This is a genomic window from Aneurinibacillus sp. XH2, from assembly GCF_001439585.2.
GTDB lineage: Bacteria > Bacillota > Bacilli > Aneurinibacillales > Aneurinibacillaceae > Aneurinibacillus > Aneurinibacillus thermoaerophilus.
Genome location: NZ_CP014140.1, coordinates 207996 through 225940, shown reverse-complemented (window position 1 = coordinate 225940; position 17945 = coordinate 207996). Strand labels below are relative to the sequence as shown.

The following is a 17945-nucleotide window of genomic DNA, read 5'->3' as shown; positions in this document are numbered from 1 at the left end:
ATAATGGGCGAAAACGCGCATTCTCCGATTTCACTGCTCATCGTCATTTCCGTCGCGTTTCTAATGCCGATTTTGCTACAACGCCTACGCTGGACAATGATACCGTTTGTCGTGGCGGAAATTCTGGCCGGTATGATTATCGGCAAGAGCGGATTTAACATTGTACAGGAAGACAACTGGCTTTCGATTCTTTCTTTGCTTGGGCTCATCTTTCTGATGTTTCTAAGCGGGTTGGAAATCGACTTTGACACCTTCTCGCAAAAAAAGAAAGAAGGCGGAAATCCGTTCGCGATTGCGTCTTTTGCGTTTTTGCTCATATTCGGTGCTTCTTATCTCGTCTCACTCGTGCTAAATGGTCTTGGCATTATTGAGCAGACCTTTTTTATGACGCTGATCATTTCGACCATTTCGCTCGGTGTAGTCGTTCCGGTATTAAAAGAACGGCGATTAACCGAAACGCTTCTTGGGCAAGTCATCCTGCTTATTGCTGTTATTTCTGATTTCATGACGATGATTTTACTGGCGGTGTTTATATCTCTGCGCTCGCAAGACTCTACCAAACCGCTGCTTTTGCTTGCGCTGTTTGCGGTCACTTTCGTGCTATACCGGATTATCCGGCGAGTCCGCAAATTGTCCAGCTTTGAACAGCTATCTACCGGAACTGTACAAATCGGTACACGCGGCGTGTTTCTGCTGATTATTCTTTTCGTAGCCCTTGCGGAAAACATGGGAGCAGAAAACATTATCGGCGCTTTCCTCGCAGGCGTTATCGTTTCCATGCTGGGACCACGCAAACAGTTCGTTCGCCAGTTGGACGCGTTCGGCTACGGCTTTTTGATTCCTATCTTTTTTGTAATGGTAGGAGTCAAACTTGATCTATGGGCGCTAATTCGCGATCCAAAAGTATATATTTTCATTCCGCTTCTGTTGGCGGCGCTGTATGTATCCAAAGTCATTCCGCTGCTCATACTTAAGAAGTGGTTTAATTGGCGGGAAACTATCGGTGCTGGCATGCTGCTGACATCAACGCTCAGCCTTGTTATTGCGGCAGCCGCGCTGGCGCTGGAGGAAAATCTGATCGTGCAATCCCTGCATGATGGATTGATTTTGGTCGCGATTCTTTCCTGCTTTATTTCTCCTGTAGCCTTTAACCGATTGGTTCCTGCAAAAACGGCCGACCGCACCATCAGAGTCGGCATTGTAGGCCTCAATACCATTACGATGCCGGTAGCGCTTGAAGTACAACAGGCCGGTTTTGATGTGGAAGTATACACACAGAGACGGCAAATTAAAGAGAATAAGGATGTCATTGAAAACAGCCAGACTTTCTACAACAAATTTAAAGCGGTGCATATCGTTGACGATTTCTCCGAGGATACATTGACAGAAGAAGGCCTGTTTGAACGCGATGTGCTGGCATTTGTTTCAAACGACGATGACACGAATATGAGACTTGCCCGGCATGCGCAAGAACTGGGCAAAAAAACAATCATCGTGCGCATGGAAAACCCGACGCGGCATGATGAAGTGCAAAAGAACGGCTTCATCTTATTTTCTACCCTTTTCTCGGCAAGTACGCTGCTTAAAGCGCAAATCGAAGCACCAAACGCGATTGACCTCATCGCGCGAACGGAAGACGCTATACAAACGATTATCATGGGCAACCGTTATTACCATGAGACCCAACTTAAACAATTGCCGTTTCTCGGTGACGCACTTATCCTGCGTATCTACCGCAACAATGATTCCATCATTCCGCACGGGGATACCAGGCTTCAGCTTGGCGACCGTCTACTGGTAACCGGATCGCTTGAAAGCTTGGCCTCTCTGGAAAATGAGCTGTCATAATAAGCTCTTTAGCTTCTTGGCATCTTTTTCTTCCAGTCAGGGAAAAAGATGCCTTTTCAATACTTAAAACAGAGCTCCCATCATCACTATGCCAGAAAAAAATGGATGGCAAATAAACCTCTGAACCCATATCAAATGAAATCATCATCCAAAAAACTTATTTCTCATAAAATTGTCAAAAATAATTAAAATTTTCATCCGATTATTGTATGATATAATTAATTATTTTTCACAACCACATAAAACTACGTACAATAGCCGTCGCACTTTAGCAGTAATATATATGCAAGCGCTTTCTTACATTTAAAAACAAAGAAGGAGGAATTTTCGGATGGACTTATTAATGATTAACCTGCTCTTTGCCAGCGTAGCACCGTTATTGTTTTGGCGCTGGAACCAGAAAGTCCTGAGTGTACTGCAATTGCCGTTCATTGTTGCGATGTGGATGTATCTTCCAGAAATACTTCCATTAGGCGCACCAAAAACAGATTCTACATTCGCTTGGTGGGTGCTGTTTTACTTTAATCTTGTCTTCAGTAATTTGGCCCTCGGAATGGGAATGTTCCGCTGGGCAAACTTCGTCTGGGGAAAAGAAAGCAACACTTCACATTCCTCTGACGAACGATGTTCGACCTTAACTTTGTCTTCAGTCATTTGGCTCTCAGAATGGGAATGTTCCGCTAAGCGAGCCTCATCTAAGGGGAAAAGAAAAAAAAGGGCAACGTATTCCAGAAGATAAACAAAAACGAATAACAGAGCTCTGGCAAGTAAAAAGCCAATGCCCACGGCACCGGCTTTTTGGGTTTTGGTTTATTTTTTCAAATGCTTCCTTACTTTCTCAATCAGCTGGTCCTCCGTTACCCCTGTCAAATAGCGTCCGTTCACCACAGCAAAATGTTTTTTGAATCCAATCCCGCAATACGATTGGCATCCCATCTCTATTTCAGCGTCGGGATCAATTTCTTTTAGCCGCGGTACCAGTGTTTTTATGTTAATCATCTTACACTCATCACATACGCGAAATTCATTGCCCATACCCATGTTCCTTTCCTTGCTCGATACTGCCTTAAGCATGCTTTGTTCATTTCATCATCATACCACATTTGCATCCATTTCTGCACGCTCCGTCCACTTTGCAGCTGACAAAAAAATACGCGGACGCAATTGCTCATCCTTTTTCGCCAAGGAGGAGCACGGTTCTGTTCCTATGCAATAAAAAATCAGGGCAGGCAAAAGCCTGGTTTCCTTCTTCATTCAGAAGAAAACGATGGCTGTGCCTACCCTGATGCTTCAATCTTTGCGATAACTTACGTCCTTGGTCGGATGCATGAACCGCCCACTCTGTGGCACATAACCTTCTTCAATGTAACCTCCTTCAAGAAGCTCTTGGTTAGCCGGAGTATTCCAGCCGATATCATTGGTCGGGTGCACCCACTCGTCTCCAGCCATAATGGCCGGATCTGTATCTTTGCTCCAATTGTTCAAGGGGGAATTTGCTGAATCGTAGAAGCTATCGCCAATCATAACACCATATCTGTTTACAAACGGTTTCTCAAGCTTTTGTTCGGCTTCCGCCCGCTCCGGCGCGTCTATCTGATGCGGCATCGCCGTTTCAGCCGGCTCCTGCCCGATTGCTTTTTTATTCTCATTTGCCACTATCTCGCCTCCTGTCTAGAGTAAATTTGAATATACATAGTGTTTACCTTTTTCCGTCCGCTTACTCTTCGATTGTTTTTGCTTGGTCAGGCACCCATCGATCCGTTCCGGGCATAGTGTAATACTGGGCTATATAATGAGAAGTGGAGGGATTACTATGTGCGGAATCGCAGGATGGATCGATTGGCAGGTGGATATCAGCAAGCAACAAGCCGTACTTCAAGATATGGCCCAAACACTGATTCCACGCGGACCTGATAGCGAAGGAATCTGGACATCAACGCATGCCGGGTTCGCTCATCGCCGTCTCATTGTGATCGACCCGGAAGGAGGCGTCCAACCTATGACCCGGACACACGCGGGCGAAACGTATACGATCGTATATAACGGAGAACTTTATAATACAGACGATCTACGCAAGGAACTTATCGCACGCGGTCATCGCTTTCAAACGACGTCTGACACAGAAGTATTGCTTGTCTCATACATCGAATGGGGCCCGGAATGCCTTAAGTACCTCAATGGCATTTACGCCTTCGCCATCTGGGCGCATCACACAAAAAGCGTGTTTTTGGCGCGGGATCGCCTCGGCGTCAAACCTCTATTCTACACGCAACAAGGTACCAGTTTTATTTTCGCTTCGGAGATTAAAGCGCTACTCGCGCATCCAGCGATAAAGCCAGAAATTACCCAGGAAGGACTCGGAGAAATTTTCGGACTCGGTCCAGCGCGTACACCCGGTATTGGTGTTTTTCACAATATATTCGAACTGCTTCCGGCTTCCTGCCTCCTGTATACACGTTACAACATGAAAATCAAATCCTACTGGGCGCTAGAAAGCCACGAACATCCAGACGATTTGGAAACGACAATCGCTACGATCCGACACCTGCTTGGCGACAGCATTAAACGCCAGCTAGTGGCTGACGTTCCGGTTTGCACCCTGCTTTCGGGGGGAATTGACTCCAGCGCCATTTCCGCGTTTGCAGCGCAGGCATTCAAAGAAAAAGGCTACGGGCCGTTGCACACCTTCTCCATTGACTATGTGGACAATGACATTCATTTTCATCCGAATGAGTTCCAACCGAACCCAGACGCTCCCTGGGCAAAGCGCGTCTCCGAATATCTTGGCACAATACATCACAATGTATACTTCGACACGCCACACCTTATCGACTCCTTGCAAGCAGCATTACGCGCCCGCGACCTTCCTGGAATGACCGACGTCGACGGTTCGCTCTATCTGTTCTGCGGTGAAATTAAAAAAGAAGCAACGGTAGCTCTATCCGGTGAATGCGCGGACGAATTGTTCGGCGGTTACCCTTGGTTCCACCGCGAAGAGGCGCTAACGGCAACCATATTTCCGTGGGCGCGAAACCTCAAAGAAAAAATGCAATTCTTCTCGTCTGACCTGCTTTCGCAAATCGACCTAGAGGACTATACAAAAATGCGGTATCAAGAAGCGCTCGACGAAGTGCCGCACCTTAAGGGGGAAAACACGAAAGACGCACGAATCCGCGAAATGTTCTATCTCAATCTAACGCGCTGGATGCCAACGCTGCTGGATCGTAAAGACCGCATGAGTATGGCTGTCGGCTTAGAGGTACGTGTGCCATTTTGCGATCACCGATTGGTGGAATACATGTGGAATGTGCCATGGTCAATGAAAACGTACGGCGGGCGTGAGAAAGGTATTTTACGTCAGGCACTGCACGGCTTGCTGCCGGACGATGTACTAATGCGGCGCAAAAGCCCGTATCCAAAAACGCATAATCCGTCCTACTTGGCCGCAGTATGCAAAAAAACGCTGCAAATTCTGGACGATAATACATCTCCCATTTTACCGTTCATCAACGTACGGGCAGTAAAAGAATTTGCGGCGCTCGATCTGGCTTCAATCCATATGCCGTGGTTCGGCCAGCTCATGAACGTGCCGCAGTTCTTCGCTTACCTCATCCAGCTTGATCATTGGATGCGTGAGTATAAAGTAATTGTAAAATAACGGAAAGCGGTGAACTATGTGTTTCACCGCTTGCTGCCTATCATTTATGAACTGAATTTTCCTTGTTTATATTCATGAACCCAACGATAAATCATTTTGCTGTTTAATCTATATTTTCTCGCCACCAGGCTCAAGCTTTTTTGCAAGAGTGCGTCTTTGACCACTTCACGTTTAAACTCCAATGAATACTTTTTTCTCATTTCTTTTCCTCCCCCTTCAGCTAGCAGCCCATCAATGTTGATAAGGAAGACGAAGCATAACGGCTGAGGTGTCCTGAGCATTTTTTACTGATTCTTTTTCCACTTCTTTGCTATTAAAAATTCCGTTAATACTAATAAGTAAAAGGGCCGTCATTCCTAGTGAAAAAATTTTCCTCTTCACTGTCTTATACCCTCCTTTCAACTTGGAAAATTATGAGACATATGTTAGTACTATCATAATATATTACATATATTTACGAATTTAGGCTAATAGAGTATTTTTCGAGAAAAAAATAGTTTTTTTTAGCTTTTTCTCAAAAATACGCGATAATCTATAAAAATATTTATATAGGAGCTATGCATGAGTACTCAAAGAATCGGAGAAGTCGTCCGGGAAATCAGGAAGTATCTTAACATCTCACAGACAGAGCTAGCGAAAGGAATTTGTACTCAAGCACTTATCAGCAAAATCGAAAAGGGAGAAGTGATTCCTTCCGCCGAAATTCTTTACTATATCGCCAAGCGATTAGGAATTACGCTCGATTACTTTTTTGACCGAATGGAAAATCCAAGATTTACTTATGTTCAGGAGTTCCTCTATCAAATTCGCAAACTTATCCGAGAACGAAATTATGAGGAAGTGGCTATCCTTATTAAAGCGGAAAAAAACAATCCGATTTTCCAAAATCGGAAAAACCGGCAATTCCTCGTCTGGCATGAAGGAATTTGCGCCTATTACACGGAACAGAACACACAAAAAAGTTTGGATTTACTGCATCAGGCGCTTAACATGGCTGTAAGCCCGGATAACTATACGGAAAAAGAAGTGGAAATTTTGAATAGCATCGGCATCATTTACAGTGAAGAAAAACAATTCACAAAATCAGCAGAAATCTTCTCGACCGCCATCAAACACATGAGCAACGTGACGCTTGTTCAAGATTATACGATATACATCAGACTATTTTATAATTATGCCAAAGTACTTACCAAACTAGGCAATTTCTCTTCATCACTGGAATATTGCGAACGGGGAATTTCTCTCTGTCTACAGCATGAATATTTGTACCTATTTGGAGAGCTACATTATCAAAAAGGAGAGAACTTGTTTCATTTGTGCAACAAGGAACAGGCCATTGAATTCTTCCGCAAATCTATCATCATTTTTGAACTGCAACAAAACAATATTTTTGTGGATTATGTAAGAAAAAGACTTGCAGAAGTTGAGTCTATATCAAAGTAAATGTCCCCTTTATTCTAATGCATTGAAAGAACAGGAGAAAAGAAAAAGACGGAAGGCCTCTCTCTTCTCCTGTCCAGCCTCATCCCCCCAAACACTGCTCACGAATTACATCGCAGGTCGCCTCCCTGGTTCTTATTTCTCCCACGGCTCGACATGGACATGCACACTGATAATGCCATGTTCCTCCTGCATTCTTTTCTCAATCGCTTCCGTAATATGATGACTCTCTATAACGTTCAAATCAGGGTCAACATAAATAACCACATCTACTAGCACATTGTTACCGTGCACGCGCGCTTTTATATCGTTTAGCGCTTTCACTCCCGGTATTTCTTCAATGGTCTGGCGCAATTTCATAAGTTTTTGCTCATCGAAACCATCCGTCAGATTGTGTGTCGCATCCCGAAAAATTTCCCACGCTGTACGACAGATCATAAACCCGACAACGACCGCCGCTAGCGGGTCAAGCCAAGGCATACCAAACTGAGAACCAAAAATACCGACAGCCGCGCCAATGCTTACCCAAGCATCTGATAGATTGTCTTTCGCCGCAGCCATCATAGCCTGACTATTAATCCGCAAAGCGAGCCTGCAATTAAAACGGTACACACCATACATCACCAGGGCGCATCCTACAGCCGTCCACGCCGCCAATGCATCCGGCGTCTCTGCCCGAAAATCCACAATGGAACGCCCGGCGTTGTACAATACCTGCATCCCTACCACCATCATAATGAACGAAGCCATCAATGAAGCAATTGTCTCCGCGCGCCAATGGCCGTAAGGGTGATCCTCGTCCGGCGGTTTGCGGGAAAAACGAAGGCCGATTAGCACCGCAACCGACACTATAATATCAGTCGTATTGTTTAAACCGTCCGCCATCAACGCCTCTGAGTTGGATAGATATCCTATAATCAGCTTAAGAGCAGATAGCGTAAGATAAGCAATAATGCTAACCCAGGCACCTCGTTCCCCTATTTTCAAGTTATTGTATTGCTCTTCCATGCAACTAGACCTCCAGCCATTCCTGTATAAATATGCTACCAGAAAAATTTTGTGTGGGTCTAGAGAAACCTTTTTGCCGAGGTCTAGCATTGTAGGGTAAATAAAACTTATTGCGTTTAAGGCAAATAATTTGCCTAAAGGAAACAAATTGTTGTCTTGCTTTCCGTTATTCTGCTTACACCTTTTTACGTAACACTCTCCAGCTGTATACATAAGAAAAACTAACGCCAATAACAGGGGCAGCCAGCCAGTGCCACCCCGGCATAAACGGGATAAACACCGCAGTATACAAAACCAGCGCCTGTACAAGTAAAAGCATAAATACCACACGCACAACAGCATCCTGCCTTGTCCCAGCCGGAACAGGATAAATATGGTGCCAGAATACATACCGATAATACTGGCGTAGCATCGAAAGCTGCGCCCCTGTCAGGGACAAGATGATAAAATAGGCAGCCACTTTTCCCCAAGCTTCGCCAATGAATGCGATCACGATCCAGCCGATAACTGTCAGACGAAGAAACATCGGCAACAAATCGGAACGCGCGAACACTTTTCTGTACAGATAAGCATATGCATTTCCCCTGGTAAACGGCAGCTGGTCTGCCCAAGCCGCTGCCCAGGAACGGCGTTGCACCCGGTTTGCAATGTGCGGCACATCGACAAACTGGGTGATAAACGTATAAAATCTCGCCTGCATTCTTTTTTCGATCTGTACAAGGCGCTCCCAGTGAATCGCCTGATGCGCCAAGCCCCTATAACAGAAAAAAGCTGCCAAAAGAAACGCGCCTGTAACCAGCATAACAACCGGGATAAACCCGTGTGAGAACAGCATAAATAAAATAGCCGCATTCGCTATCCAGCGAACGAGCATGCATAAAGCTCTCCTGCTTTGTTCTCGCAGGCGCTCCTCCTGCCACTTGCAAAGCAAGTTTACACCCTTTAATACAAGCGAGAAAACAAGCAGTGCAAGAAACGACTCCGCTTTTTCCCCCATCCGATGCGTATATAAAGGCCACACCGCAAGCAGAAACAAAAATATATACAGCGCATGCCAAAACAATGTATATATGATAGAAGCCCGGAAATACGAGCCCATCCGGCTCTCTATCGGCAATAAAAAGACCAAATCCGCTTCTTTCAAGAACGTACGTACCGTCCCTGCTGTCATAAGAACAGAAAACAAGAACGCAATCAACCATTCAACCGGATACGAGCGCGGAATTTTCCCAAGTGCCTGTGAATAATAATACGCCGCTAAAATAAACGCGAAGACAAGAAAAGCAATCATTCCGCTATTTGCAACATAACGAGCATAGCCAAGCGCTTCCTTCTGGAACGCTTCTATCCGCCTGCGCCAAAGATGCCTAGCGTCCATCATTGGCCCCATCCTTTGTCAGTTCGTAAAACACATCGTCCAACGAAGCGGCTGCCATTCCCGCCTGTCGGCGAATCTCTTCCAGCGTACCTGCAGCGCGGATACGGCCATTATGAAGTACGATAAATTTGTCGCAATACCGCTCAACGGTTGAAAGGATGTGCGAACTCATCAGAATCGCCGCGCCCGTATTCTTCATTTTCACCATTAATTCCAGCAGCGAACGGATTCCGCGCGGATCAAGTCCGACAAACGGTTCATCGATAATATAAAGCACAGGACGGACAAGAAATGCATTCATGATCATCATTTTCTGCCGCATCCCTTTGGACATATGCTGCGGAAACATCCTTTTTTTGTCCTGCATATTAAATTCTGCAAGCAATGACTCGACCCGCTCTTCAAATACCTTGCGTTCCAATCCGTACGCCATCGCTGTCAGCTCAAGATGCTCCCACAGCGTCAAGTCATCATACACAAGCGGTGTCTCTGGAACGTATGTGTAAGACGCGCGGTATAACTCCGGCGCTTCTTTCAGCGTTTGGTTGTGAATACGAACCGACCCTTCCGCCGGTTGAAGCAACCCGAGAATATGCTTAATTGTTGTGCTTTTGCCCGCGCCGTTCAAGCCAATAAGTCCAATCATTTCGCGCGGATAAATATCAAACGTAATATTATGGATGACCGGGCGTTTTCGACTATACCCACCCGTAAGGTTTTGTACCTGTAAAATTGGATTCATAGCCATCTCCAGACAATTTTTCTTCCATTATAACAAATCGTCCGAAAAGCTATACAAACGAGGAAAAGGTGAAAAGGATAAAATTTGGAAAAAGCAGGAGGGGAAAGATTAAACGCTCGGCTTCGCCTGTGGAGGCATTCACAAACGGTCCGTAAAAGGACAAGAAAAAGAAAGGCCTGTCTTTCGTTCAACCTGTATCCCAGTACTCCATTCCTGCCTTCCCATAAGCTTCCACTGACACCATGAACCATGCCATCTCTTCACCAGCTCCCCGTCTGTCCGTCCGCATCACGCAAGACTCATATGTTGCCTTTCGTAAGTCTTCACTATAATTCAGGTGCAAATACAACGAATCATCTTCTTCACGGCTAACCCTTCCATTCAGACCAATCTCGGTCAGTACACCTTCTTTGTAGTAAGTAAAAACTTCCTCATTGAAATCGTGATTCATTTTTCATTCCTCCTCTAAAGTATACTTCATCATAACGTTTGACTTATCCCTATCAAAACTGTCGCATGACGGCTTATTATCGGTCATATTATCTATAAATAAAAGGTACGGGGGAATATACCTGTTTTTTCGTTGTTTTTATATAGTCTCAGTGATAGGTTAGACATTGCTTATTTGTTGTTGGTGACTTTAGTATAAAATAAAAGGAAGCGAAAAAAAACAAAAATCGTGCGACAATTCACGCAATTGTAGGCGCTGATCTTGTTAGATTGCGCGATCAAGAGAATTTTTTGTTGGAAGAAAACGAGAAACATGAGAGAATGTAAAGGAATGGAAAGTTATGTCGAAGGAGGAATATGTATGAAGCAGGTTCGCCAAGAATGTGATGTACCCGCTGTTCGCGTAATGTAACGGGGACAGCGATACCCCGTTACGCGAAAAAAGAAATAAGCGAACGGAGGTATTACCATAATGAACAAAAATAAGCAAGCATGGCTAGGATATCTCGCTTTAGGCACCGCCGCAAGCATCTGGGGCGGCATGTACGTTGTCAGCAAAATGGTTCTCGATTCTCTTCCCCCATTTACACTGCTGTGGCTGCGTTATGTAATAGGATTTGTTTTTCTCTGGTATTTTGTAGCGCAGCGCGGCGAGAAACAGCCGCTATCCAAGGACTGGCGTCTATTTTTGTCGATCGGATTTGTCGGATACTTTTTGTCCGTTGGGTTACAATTTATCGGAACCTGGCTGTCTTCGGCCCATATGGGTGCGATTTTGACATCCGCAAGTCCCGTATTTATCGTGCTGTTTGCGTTTCGGATGCTGAGAGAGTCCATCACCTTGCGCAAATTGGTATCGCTGCTGCTTGCGATGATCGGTGTCGTTATTGTAGTTGGCTGGGAAAACAATCTAACCGGAAATGTAAAAACGTTTATCGGGAACCTCTGCCTCATTGGAGCTGCGATTACGTGGGCGCTATTGTCAGTACTGGCAAAGAAGGCATCGCTTCATTATTCACCGCTTGTGGTAACGACATATTCCATTTTTTGGGCAATTACGTTCACGACGCCGGTGATGGTGGTAGAGTGGGGCTTCTTGCCAGTGCAAAATCTGGATGAATGGTCTACATGGTTTGCTGTGTTGTATGTTGGGATTGTGTCTACGGCGGGCGCATTCTATTTATGGAATAAAGGGCTTCAGCTCGTGGAAGCGGGCACCGGTTCCATGTTCTTCTTCTTTCAACCGGTGGTCGGCGCGCTGCTAGGCTGGTTATTGCTGAAAGAGGATCTGAGCCCCTCTTTCTTCATTGGTGGATCGTTAATTTTGTTCGCTGTGCTTTTCATGTCGCTCCCGGTGCGGGAAAGCTTGCACGAACGAAGCGACGCAAAGCCAAAAAAGAATGTATGAAAATCAAAAGTCGAAGTACTAATCGTAAAGTCTAAGAAGAAATCAGAATAGACTTACAATGAATAAAGCCCGGCACATTACTATATGCCGGGCTGCTTCTTTAGCGCTAGAAACTTCATTTCTTCATATCCTCAAAAAATCCTTCTTATTCCACAAAAACAACACTTCTTTTTTCGCATCATCCCCTTTCTTTCTCACACATTCTCCTGTCTTCTTTTTAAAGTAAAAATGTCGTCGATCCCCCGGAATTTTTGCACGACTCCCGATCAACGAAAATAAAATGTAACTGAACAACCAAGAAACCCCCACTTCAAGCGATAGCTAAGTGGGGGAGCGTTCACAACCTATAGTAATGTGATATTAAGCTATATTAGTATCTCCTTTTCGTAATATGAATTTTGCCAACTTCTATTCTACGTGAATTTCTGATGATGGCTCTTCTTTTTTGAAACTGATCATTTTTACACCATTATATGGACTCAACCCAGTAACAAAAAAGAGCTAAACATTAGAAAAGTATAAGAAAAAGTAGGAGCATACATTTGTAGATCTCCTCATAAATCTGCCAGTGAAAGCTTAAAGTAAATGTAAAAAGTGGAATGGGAAAAGCCCTATACTCTTGACCGTACTTCGTAAATGGCAAATTTCAAATAATCGCCTTCATCAGCGCCCGTCAATTTCGGATGATCAACGCCTGCACCGCTCCAACGCAAAAGACGGAGAATTTTTTTCGCATCCATCGCCGCCTCCTGAATCGTCTCCTCGAACAATTCTGGACTCATATGGTAAGAACAGCTGGCTGTTACTAAATAGCCGCCGTCCCGCACAAGCTTAAGGCCGTTCAAGTTAATATCTTTATAGCCGCGCAGCGCACCTTTTACCGCACTGCGCGATTTGGCGAACGCGGGCGGATCGAGAATTACAACGTCCCACTGCCTTCCCTCTCGTGCCGCTTCCCGCAGGTAGTCAAACGCATTTGCCACGACAAACTCGACCCGGTGCAGGAACCCATTTAACTGAACATTACGTTTAGCTGTCTCAATCGCGTGATCCGAAATGTCAAGCGTGGTTACTTTTTTGGCACCATACTTGCAAGCATTCAATGTAAAAGAGCCAGTGTGTGTGAAACAATCCAGCACCTCGGCACCGTCCCAGAACGGATTTTTTACAATCTTTCCGCGGCGATCCACCGGCCACATTTCTTTTTTTCCATCAATCTCCACTTCCTGCATGCGGATACCGTGCGCCTCTCCCCAACCGGTCATGAGCGGAGCGATGGAGGCGCGGTTCTCACGCTGGTCGAAGAAATAGCCGGTTTTCTGACCGTGTTCAATATCAACGATAAGCTTCAACCCGTTCTCTTCGATTTGGATTTCCGTTTCCGATTCGCCGTACCAGAACCCTTTTTCCTGTTCCAACCCTTCAAGCTCGCGGACATACACATCATTGCGCAAATATATCGCTTTCGGGGAGAATACTTCCAAAAGTGCATGTAAAATCCACTCTTTACGCACTTCCATTCCAAGAGAAAGAATTTGGACAACAAGTACGTCTTCGAACTTGTCCACTACAAGACCTGGCATAAAATCAGCCTCTCCGTATAATACGCGGCAGGAACGAATGCCCGGAAGAAACCGACGGCGGAAGCTCCATGCCTGCCGGATGCGAGATATGAACAACTCCTGATTGATTTCTTCTTCCTGCTTTGTCGTAAGTAAACGTACAATCATTTGCGACTCGGGGTTGATATATCCTCTACCGAGGAAGTGACCCTGATGATTTACCACTTCAACAATATCACCTGGCGTGAATTCCCCTTCGATTCTTTCCACTTCACTCCGAAAAATCCAAGGATGCCCCTGTTCTAGGCGTTTGCGGCGGTTCCGCACAAGAAACACTTTTGTCACGATAATGTCCCTCCGTATTTATCTTCTACCCTGTAACCGAATAGCATAATAATGAACATAAACCTAATGGCATAAAATGAGCATAGTGGTAAAATAACTATAAATAACCCTACATGTCAATGGAGATCGGGTATGGATAAAAAACGAAAAAAACACCGGCTTATCCAGTTTGGCCAGGAATTGGTGGACCGTTTTATAAAGGACGATGTTTCCGGTATGTCCGCTCAGTTGGCCTATTATTTTTTGCTTTCTATTTTTCCTTTTTTTATTTTTGCCTTTACGCTGATCGGATATATGCCAATTTCAACGGAAAATGCGCTGACAATCATTCGGATTATCGCCCCGGAAAAAGTGACCGAACTGCTGGAAAGCAATCTGCACAGTTTTCTAAACACACGGCGCGGCTGGCTGCTGTTTCTCAGCCTGGCAGGCACACTATGGACATCGTCGAGCGCCATACATGCGATTATTGTGGCGCTGAATCGGGCATACGGAGTAGCCGACGAGCGCTCTTATTTTACGTCGCGCCTGCTGGCAATTCTATTTACCATCGGCATGGTGTTGGCTATCTTTATGACGCTGATTTTACCCGTATTCGGAAAAATGATTGAGACGTTTTTTACTTCGCGAATGCATATACCTTACTACATTTTGTTTACCTGGCGTTTGTTGCGCTGGGTCGTCAGTCTTCTATTCCTGTTCAGCCTATTCGCCTTCCTATACTATTTTGCACCAAAATGCAACGTGAATGGGAAAGTAGCCATTGTCGGTGCGCTGTTCGCCGGTTTTGGCTGGCTTGCCGTATCGTACGGTTTCTCTTACTACGTAAATAACTTCAGCAACTATTCGCTAACATACGGCAGTCTCGGGGGCGTGATTATCTTAATGATCTGGTTTTACCTTTCGGCAATGATCCTGATTTTAGGCGGACAGATTAATGCGATGCTCCAAAAATATATGGACGAAGACCGATGCTAGCTAACTGTGCCGTTTCAACAGCCATGTTCCTAATCTATTAAGAAAAACTCGCGTATGCTGCCTATCTACCTTTTCTCTGTTCCACACGTGTCGCGTTTTTTTCTATATCCAAAAGGAGGGAACACACATGCAAAAGCCAATCCCAAAGCTAGGCTTCTATTTCACGCCCGAAAACATTACGATGGCGCAAAAAAATAGCCAGAATCATCCCTGGGTAAAGCAGCGGCTTGAAACGTTACACAAGCATTGCGATCATTTTCTATCCGAATACAGGGATGAAGACATTTACCGGTGCGTGCTCTCTATGCAGGGACAGGCATTTGCTTATGGCATATCCGGCTGTCCCTACTGCAAGGGAGCGTTTCCTTCCTCTCCGGAAATAGGCGGTGGCTTTCTTTCCCGGTTTCCAGAAAAAAATCTGACCTGCCCGTCCTGTGCTTCCATTCTGCCGAATCAAGATTCTCCGGATGATGGAGCAGGATTCCTGCGGGAAGGTAAGGCTTACTATCCTATCGGGGTGTGGAATTTTCACACTGCGGGATGGTTGCTTGGAGGCGTGCGCGATCATGAAGGAATGGTCACCAAGCTGACATATGCGTACATGCTGACTGGAGAAAAAAAGTACGCTCAAAAAGCGCTCGTCATTCTGGATGCATTTGCGGCCATTTTCCCGGAAACGATCGGCCCGCGCGATTTTACTCCGTTCCAGAGCAAGGCGGAAATGGGGCGGCTGCACCTTTTGACTAGCGTGGTGCATCGGGTTAAAGTTTTTCTCGCCCATAATTATGACTGGCTCTATCACCTGGAAGAAATGGATACCCCCTCTCCGGCACTCGCGTTGCTCGGACGACCGGGAACATTCCGGGAAAACATCGAACGAATGCTGAATGATTATATGTTGACAGAACTCGGAGGCCCAGCATACGACCTGAAAGGAGGAAATCTAACTGAACTGCATAACCATGAAGCCGACGGTGTCCGGGCAATGCTAGCAGTAGGACTTGTCACGGAACAGCCAGATTATCAAAAGTGGGGCATCAAAGCGACGGAAGTCTTCCTTTCCAACGCGGTCGGTCGGGACGGTATGTACTTCGAAGGCTCCTATGGCTATTCCATGTTTACGATTACCGTCTTCCTCGACATGGCGCTTCTTGCGATACGGGCCGCCTCCCCGGAGCAATTGCGCGCATTTCATCCTTTTGCCAGTGAACGCTTTTTCCGCTTCGCCGTACAAAATCCCGCAGAAATGCTGTGTCAGGGCCACCTGCCCTGCTACGGCGACTGGGGACAGGACCGAAGACGCAACCGCAAGCTTGATCCTAAGACGGCCGCTGACATATACCGCGCCGCGCTTCACTTCTATCATTATTCTCCGGATCCGGCCATCCAAAAAGAAGCTTTTGACATGTTGCAGCGCACTTGTACATCTGCCCGCCCAGAGCTGGGGGACAAAGGGATGGATTTATTTTTGTTCCACCCGTGCTTAACACCTCGACGTTTTACTTGGCCTGCTGGAACAACGCTCGCAGGGCAAGCAGGCGTCGGCATTCTCAGGGACGCCAATGACACAACCATCCTGATGAGAACGGGCGCCAATCATACGCACGCGCATGACGATATACTCGCCTATAATTATTATGTGTACGGAAAAGAAATCTCTGCCGATATCGGCTACAGCACATACGGTTCCAACGGACATTACGGATGGGCAACCAAATCCATCGCCCACAATACCGTTGTTGTTAATGAAGATCAAGAGATGAAAAAAGGGCAACTTTACAAACCTTTTCCCGGCGGAGAGGTTTCGCTTCTCTACGAATCGCCGCACGTAGCGGCATACGAAGGAAAAGCGCCCGGTCTCTATGGACTGGATGCTTATCAGCGCATGGCAGCGCTTGCGCCGCTGCCTGACGGTTCTTCCTACCTGGTTGACTTATTTTATATTCAGGGAGCTGAAATATGCGACTATACATGGCGTAGTTTTCATGAAAAGGCGGAACTGCGGCTCGACGGCGTAAAAGAATGCAAAACGAATGACGCTTGGACGCTTGCCGGGATAAATGCCCGGGAAAAACCGTACTTCGACACACCCGGAAACAGCTTCGGAGAACGACTTACAATAGGAGAGACGTTCTCGCCGCTGCTCGAAGAGGAAAAAGCACAATACTGGACACCAGCGCCGAATAACGGATACGGATTTATCTATGGAATCCGGCAATACGAGCCACTTCTCCCCTGTGTAAAGGCCTGCTGGGAATCTGAAGAAGGGTTTACGTTGACTTGGCACGGCCTCACCGATCCGGACGATCATATCATTATCGGAACGTATCCGACGCTGTCAGGAAAAGAACACCATCCTGTTCTTATCGTGCGCAGTCGCCGCCCTGCCAAGCAATACGTCGCCCTTATCCATACCAGAAAAACAAAGAGTGCTTTACGTATTCAAACTATACACAGATTAGCCACGCGCGGAAGTGCAGTTATGGCGTTTGCCACTGAACTTACAAATGGCTGGCTTGACTTCTGGGCCTATAGCCCGCTGACGCAGACGATGTGCATCCACACGAGATTCGGAGAATGGCGGATTCGCGGACGTTGCGGCTTTATCCGAACCGACCGCACCGGCAAAATTCTCGCCAGCGCCTGCATCGAAGCCGACGTCATGACATTCCAGGGTCTGAAAATCGAAGGAAACGCCCGACCATGGGTACAAGTTCAAGAGCTAAACTACAAAAAAAGAACGATCCGGCTCCATCCGCATTCTCCGCCGAAGAATGCGAAATATATCCGAATCGCTCCATCGCCTGAAGCTCCTGCTGCTCTCTATTCGGTAAAAGAAATTTTGCAACGCGAAGACGGCATACTCGTCATCACAAGGGATTCTTTCAGCCTTTCGCAAGGCGCGGTCGCCACCTGTCAAAAAGATGTCATCCGTTCTTTGTACCCGTTGCCGCTCGCTGCCTCTTTCCGCGGCAAACTCCTGCTCGGGAAAAACGGTGGACGCGCCGTTATCGAAGACATACCCGATGTAAAAACGATACGGGCCCATATTCTTGCCCCATTCATGGTCGGAGAAGCATTCGATATTGTGGATGTGGCAGAACATTACTGGGCACAATGGCTATAGG

At 46.2% G+C, this 17945-nt stretch carries 16 protein-coding genes; 7 read left to right on the top strand and 9 right to left on the bottom strand.

Annotated features, from left to right (window positions below):
- Positions 1-3: 3 nt before the first annotated feature.
- Positions 4-1848 carry a monovalent cation:proton antiporter family protein gene (locus ACH33_RS01135; protein WP_057897344.1) on the top strand — a complete coding sequence of 615 codons (1845 nt, stop codon included), beginning with the start codon at positions 4-6 and terminating at the stop codon, positions 1846-1848.
- A gap of 331 nt (positions 1849-2179) precedes the next feature.
- Entirely contained in the window at positions 2180-2587 is a 408-nt protein-coding gene (locus ACH33_RS01130) for a spore morphogenesis/germination protein YwcE (RefSeq protein ID WP_057897343.1), read from the top strand.
- A gap of 71 nt (positions 2588-2658) precedes the next feature.
- On the opposite strand, the gene ACH33_RS01125 is transcribed toward ACH33_RS01130, so the two are convergent.
- Together ACH33_RS01125 and ACH33_RS01120 are read right to left on the bottom strand one after the other, a co-directional pair.
- A complete protein-coding gene (locus ACH33_RS01125; RefSeq protein WP_057900200.1) occupies positions 2659-2883 on the bottom strand; it encodes a YuzB family protein in 225 nt (74 codons plus the stop codon).
- 255 nt (positions 2884-3138) lie between these two features.
- Positions 3139-3453 carry a DUF3905 domain-containing protein gene (locus tag ACH33_RS01120; RefSeq protein WP_057900199.1) on the bottom strand — a complete coding sequence of 105 codons (315 nt, stop codon included), beginning with the start codon at positions 3451-3453 and terminating at the stop codon, positions 3139-3141.
- Between the two features lie 208 nt (positions 3454-3661).
- On the opposite strand from ACH33_RS01120, the gene asnB reads away from it, so the two are divergent.
- Positions 3662-5506 (top strand): asparagine synthase (glutamine-hydrolyzing), encoded by a 1845-nt coding sequence (asnB, locus tag ACH33_RS01115; protein ID WP_057897342.1) that lies wholly within the window; start codon positions 3662-3664, stop codon positions 5504-5506.
- A gap of 44 nt (positions 5507-5550) precedes the next feature.
- Here asnB and ACH33_RS18460 read toward each other — a convergent pair whose 3' ends face one another.
- Together ACH33_RS18460 and ACH33_RS19620 are read right to left on the bottom strand one after the other, a co-directional pair.
- The gene (locus ACH33_RS18460) at positions 5551-5706 is read right to left on the bottom strand and encodes a helix-turn-helix domain-containing protein (RefSeq protein WP_162264982.1); all 156 of its coding nucleotides are present in this window, start codon (positions 5704-5706) and stop codon (positions 5551-5553) included.
- A gap of 31 nt (positions 5707-5737) precedes the next feature.
- Complete coding sequence (locus ACH33_RS19620) at positions 5738-5887, bottom strand: hypothetical protein (RefSeq protein ID WP_162264981.1); 150 nt, start codon at positions 5885-5887, stop codon at positions 5738-5740.
- 180 nt (positions 5888-6067) lie between these two features.
- Between ACH33_RS19620 and ACH33_RS01110 the strand changes: the two genes are divergently transcribed.
- Positions 6068-6949 carry a helix-turn-helix domain-containing protein gene (locus ACH33_RS01110; RefSeq protein ID WP_057897341.1) on the top strand — a complete coding sequence of 294 codons (882 nt, stop codon included), beginning with the start codon at positions 6068-6070 and terminating at the stop codon, positions 6947-6949.
- Between the two features lie 132 nt (positions 6950-7081).
- On the opposite strand, the gene ACH33_RS01105 is transcribed toward ACH33_RS01110, so the two are convergent.
- The 4 genes from ACH33_RS01105 to ACH33_RS01090 form a co-directional block, all read right to left on the bottom strand.
- On the bottom strand, positions 7082-7954 hold the full coding sequence (locus tag ACH33_RS01105) for a cation diffusion facilitator family transporter (RefSeq protein ID WP_057897340.1): 873 nt from the start codon (positions 7952-7954) through the stop codon (positions 7082-7084).
- 175 nt (positions 7955-8129) lie between these two features.
- Positions 8130-9335, bottom strand: coding sequence for an ABC transporter permease (locus ACH33_RS01100; protein ID WP_057897339.1), 1206 nt, complete (start codon positions 9333-9335; stop codon positions 8130-8132).
- Complete coding sequence (locus ACH33_RS01095; protein WP_057897338.1) at positions 9322-10074, bottom strand: ABC transporter ATP-binding protein; 753 nt, start codon at positions 10072-10074, stop codon at positions 9322-9324. The genes ACH33_RS01100 and ACH33_RS01095 overlap by 14 nt, the downstream gene beginning before the upstream one ends.
- A gap of 187 nt (positions 10075-10261) precedes the next feature.
- Complete coding sequence (locus ACH33_RS01090) at positions 10262-10525, bottom strand: hypothetical protein (RefSeq protein ID WP_057897337.1); 264 nt, start codon at positions 10523-10525, stop codon at positions 10262-10264.
- 471 nt (positions 10526-10996) lie between these two features.
- Between ACH33_RS01090 and ACH33_RS01085 the strand changes: the two genes are divergently transcribed.
- Complete coding sequence (locus ACH33_RS01085) at positions 10997-11932, top strand: DMT family transporter (RefSeq protein ID WP_057897336.1); 936 nt, start codon at positions 10997-10999, stop codon at positions 11930-11932.
- Between the two features lie 611 nt (positions 11933-12543).
- Here the strand turns inward: ACH33_RS01085 and ACH33_RS01080 are convergent.
- The gene (locus ACH33_RS01080) at positions 12544-13839 is read right to left on the bottom strand and encodes a class I SAM-dependent rRNA methyltransferase (RefSeq protein WP_057897335.1); all 1296 of its coding nucleotides are present in this window, start codon (positions 13837-13839) and stop codon (positions 12544-12546) included.
- A gap of 132 nt (positions 13840-13971) precedes the next feature.
- On the opposite strand from ACH33_RS01080, the gene ACH33_RS01075 reads away from it, so the two are divergent.
- Positions 13972-14817 (top strand): YihY/virulence factor BrkB family protein, encoded by an 846-nt coding sequence (locus ACH33_RS01075; RefSeq protein ID WP_057897334.1) that lies wholly within the window; start codon positions 13972-13974, stop codon positions 14815-14817.
- A 127-nt stretch (positions 14818-14944) separates the two neighbouring features.
- A complete protein-coding gene (locus ACH33_RS01070) occupies positions 14945-17944 on the top strand; it encodes a heparinase II/III domain-containing protein (RefSeq protein ID WP_057897333.1) in 3000 nt (999 codons plus the stop codon).
- The last annotated feature ends 1 nt before the right edge of the window (position 17945 follow it).

Excerpts from the sequence above, each read along its gene's own strand:
- ACH33_RS01075 (WP_057897334.1), top strand. The coding sequence starts at position 13,972 with ATGGATAAAAAACGAAAAAAACACCGGCTTATCCAGTTTGGCCAGGAA.
- ACH33_RS18460 (WP_162264982.1), bottom strand. The coding sequence starts at position 5,706 with ATGAGAAAAAAGTATTCATTGGAGTTTAAACGTGAAGTGGTCAAAGAC.
- ACH33_RS01125 (WP_057900200.1), bottom strand. The coding sequence starts at position 2,883 with ATGGGCAATGAATTTCGCGTATGTGATGAGTGTAAGATGATTAACATA.
- ACH33_RS01135 (WP_057897344.1), top strand. The coding sequence starts at position 4 with ATGGGCGAAAACGCGCATTCTCCGATTTCACTGCTCATCGTCATTTCC.
- ACH33_RS01130 (WP_057897343.1), top strand. The coding sequence starts at position 2,180 with ATGGACTTATTAATGATTAACCTGCTCTTTGCCAGCGTAGCACCGTTA.
- ACH33_RS01120 (WP_057900199.1), bottom strand. The coding sequence starts at position 3,453 with ATGCCGCATCAGATAGACGCGCCGGAGCGGGCGGAAGCCGAACAAAAG.
- ACH33_RS01090 (WP_057897337.1), bottom strand. The coding sequence starts at position 10,525 with ATGAATCACGATTTCAATGAGGAAGTTTTTACTTACTACAAAGAAGGT.
- ACH33_RS01105 (WP_057897340.1), bottom strand. The coding sequence starts at position 7,954 with ATGGAAGAGCAATACAATAACTTGAAAATAGGGGAACGAGGTGCCTGG.
- ACH33_RS01100 (WP_057897339.1), bottom strand. The coding sequence starts at position 9,335 with ATGATGGACGCTAGGCATCTTTGGCGCAGGCGGATAGAAGCGTTCCAG.
- asnB (WP_057897342.1), top strand. The coding sequence starts at position 3,662 with ATGTGCGGAATCGCAGGATGGATCGATTGGCAGGTGGATATCAGCAAG.
- ACH33_RS01110 (WP_057897341.1), top strand. The coding sequence starts at position 6,068 with ATGAGTACTCAAAGAATCGGAGAAGTCGTCCGGGAAATCAGGAAGTAT.
- ACH33_RS01095 (WP_057897338.1), bottom strand. The coding sequence starts at position 10,074 with ATGAATCCAATTTTACAGGTACAAAACCTTACGGGTGGGTATAGTCGA.
- ACH33_RS01085 (WP_057897336.1), top strand. The coding sequence starts at position 10,997 with ATGAACAAAAATAAGCAAGCATGGCTAGGATATCTCGCTTTAGGCACC.
- ACH33_RS01070 (WP_057897333.1), top strand. The coding sequence starts at position 14,945 with ATGCAAAAGCCAATCCCAAAGCTAGGCTTCTATTTCACGCCCGAAAAC.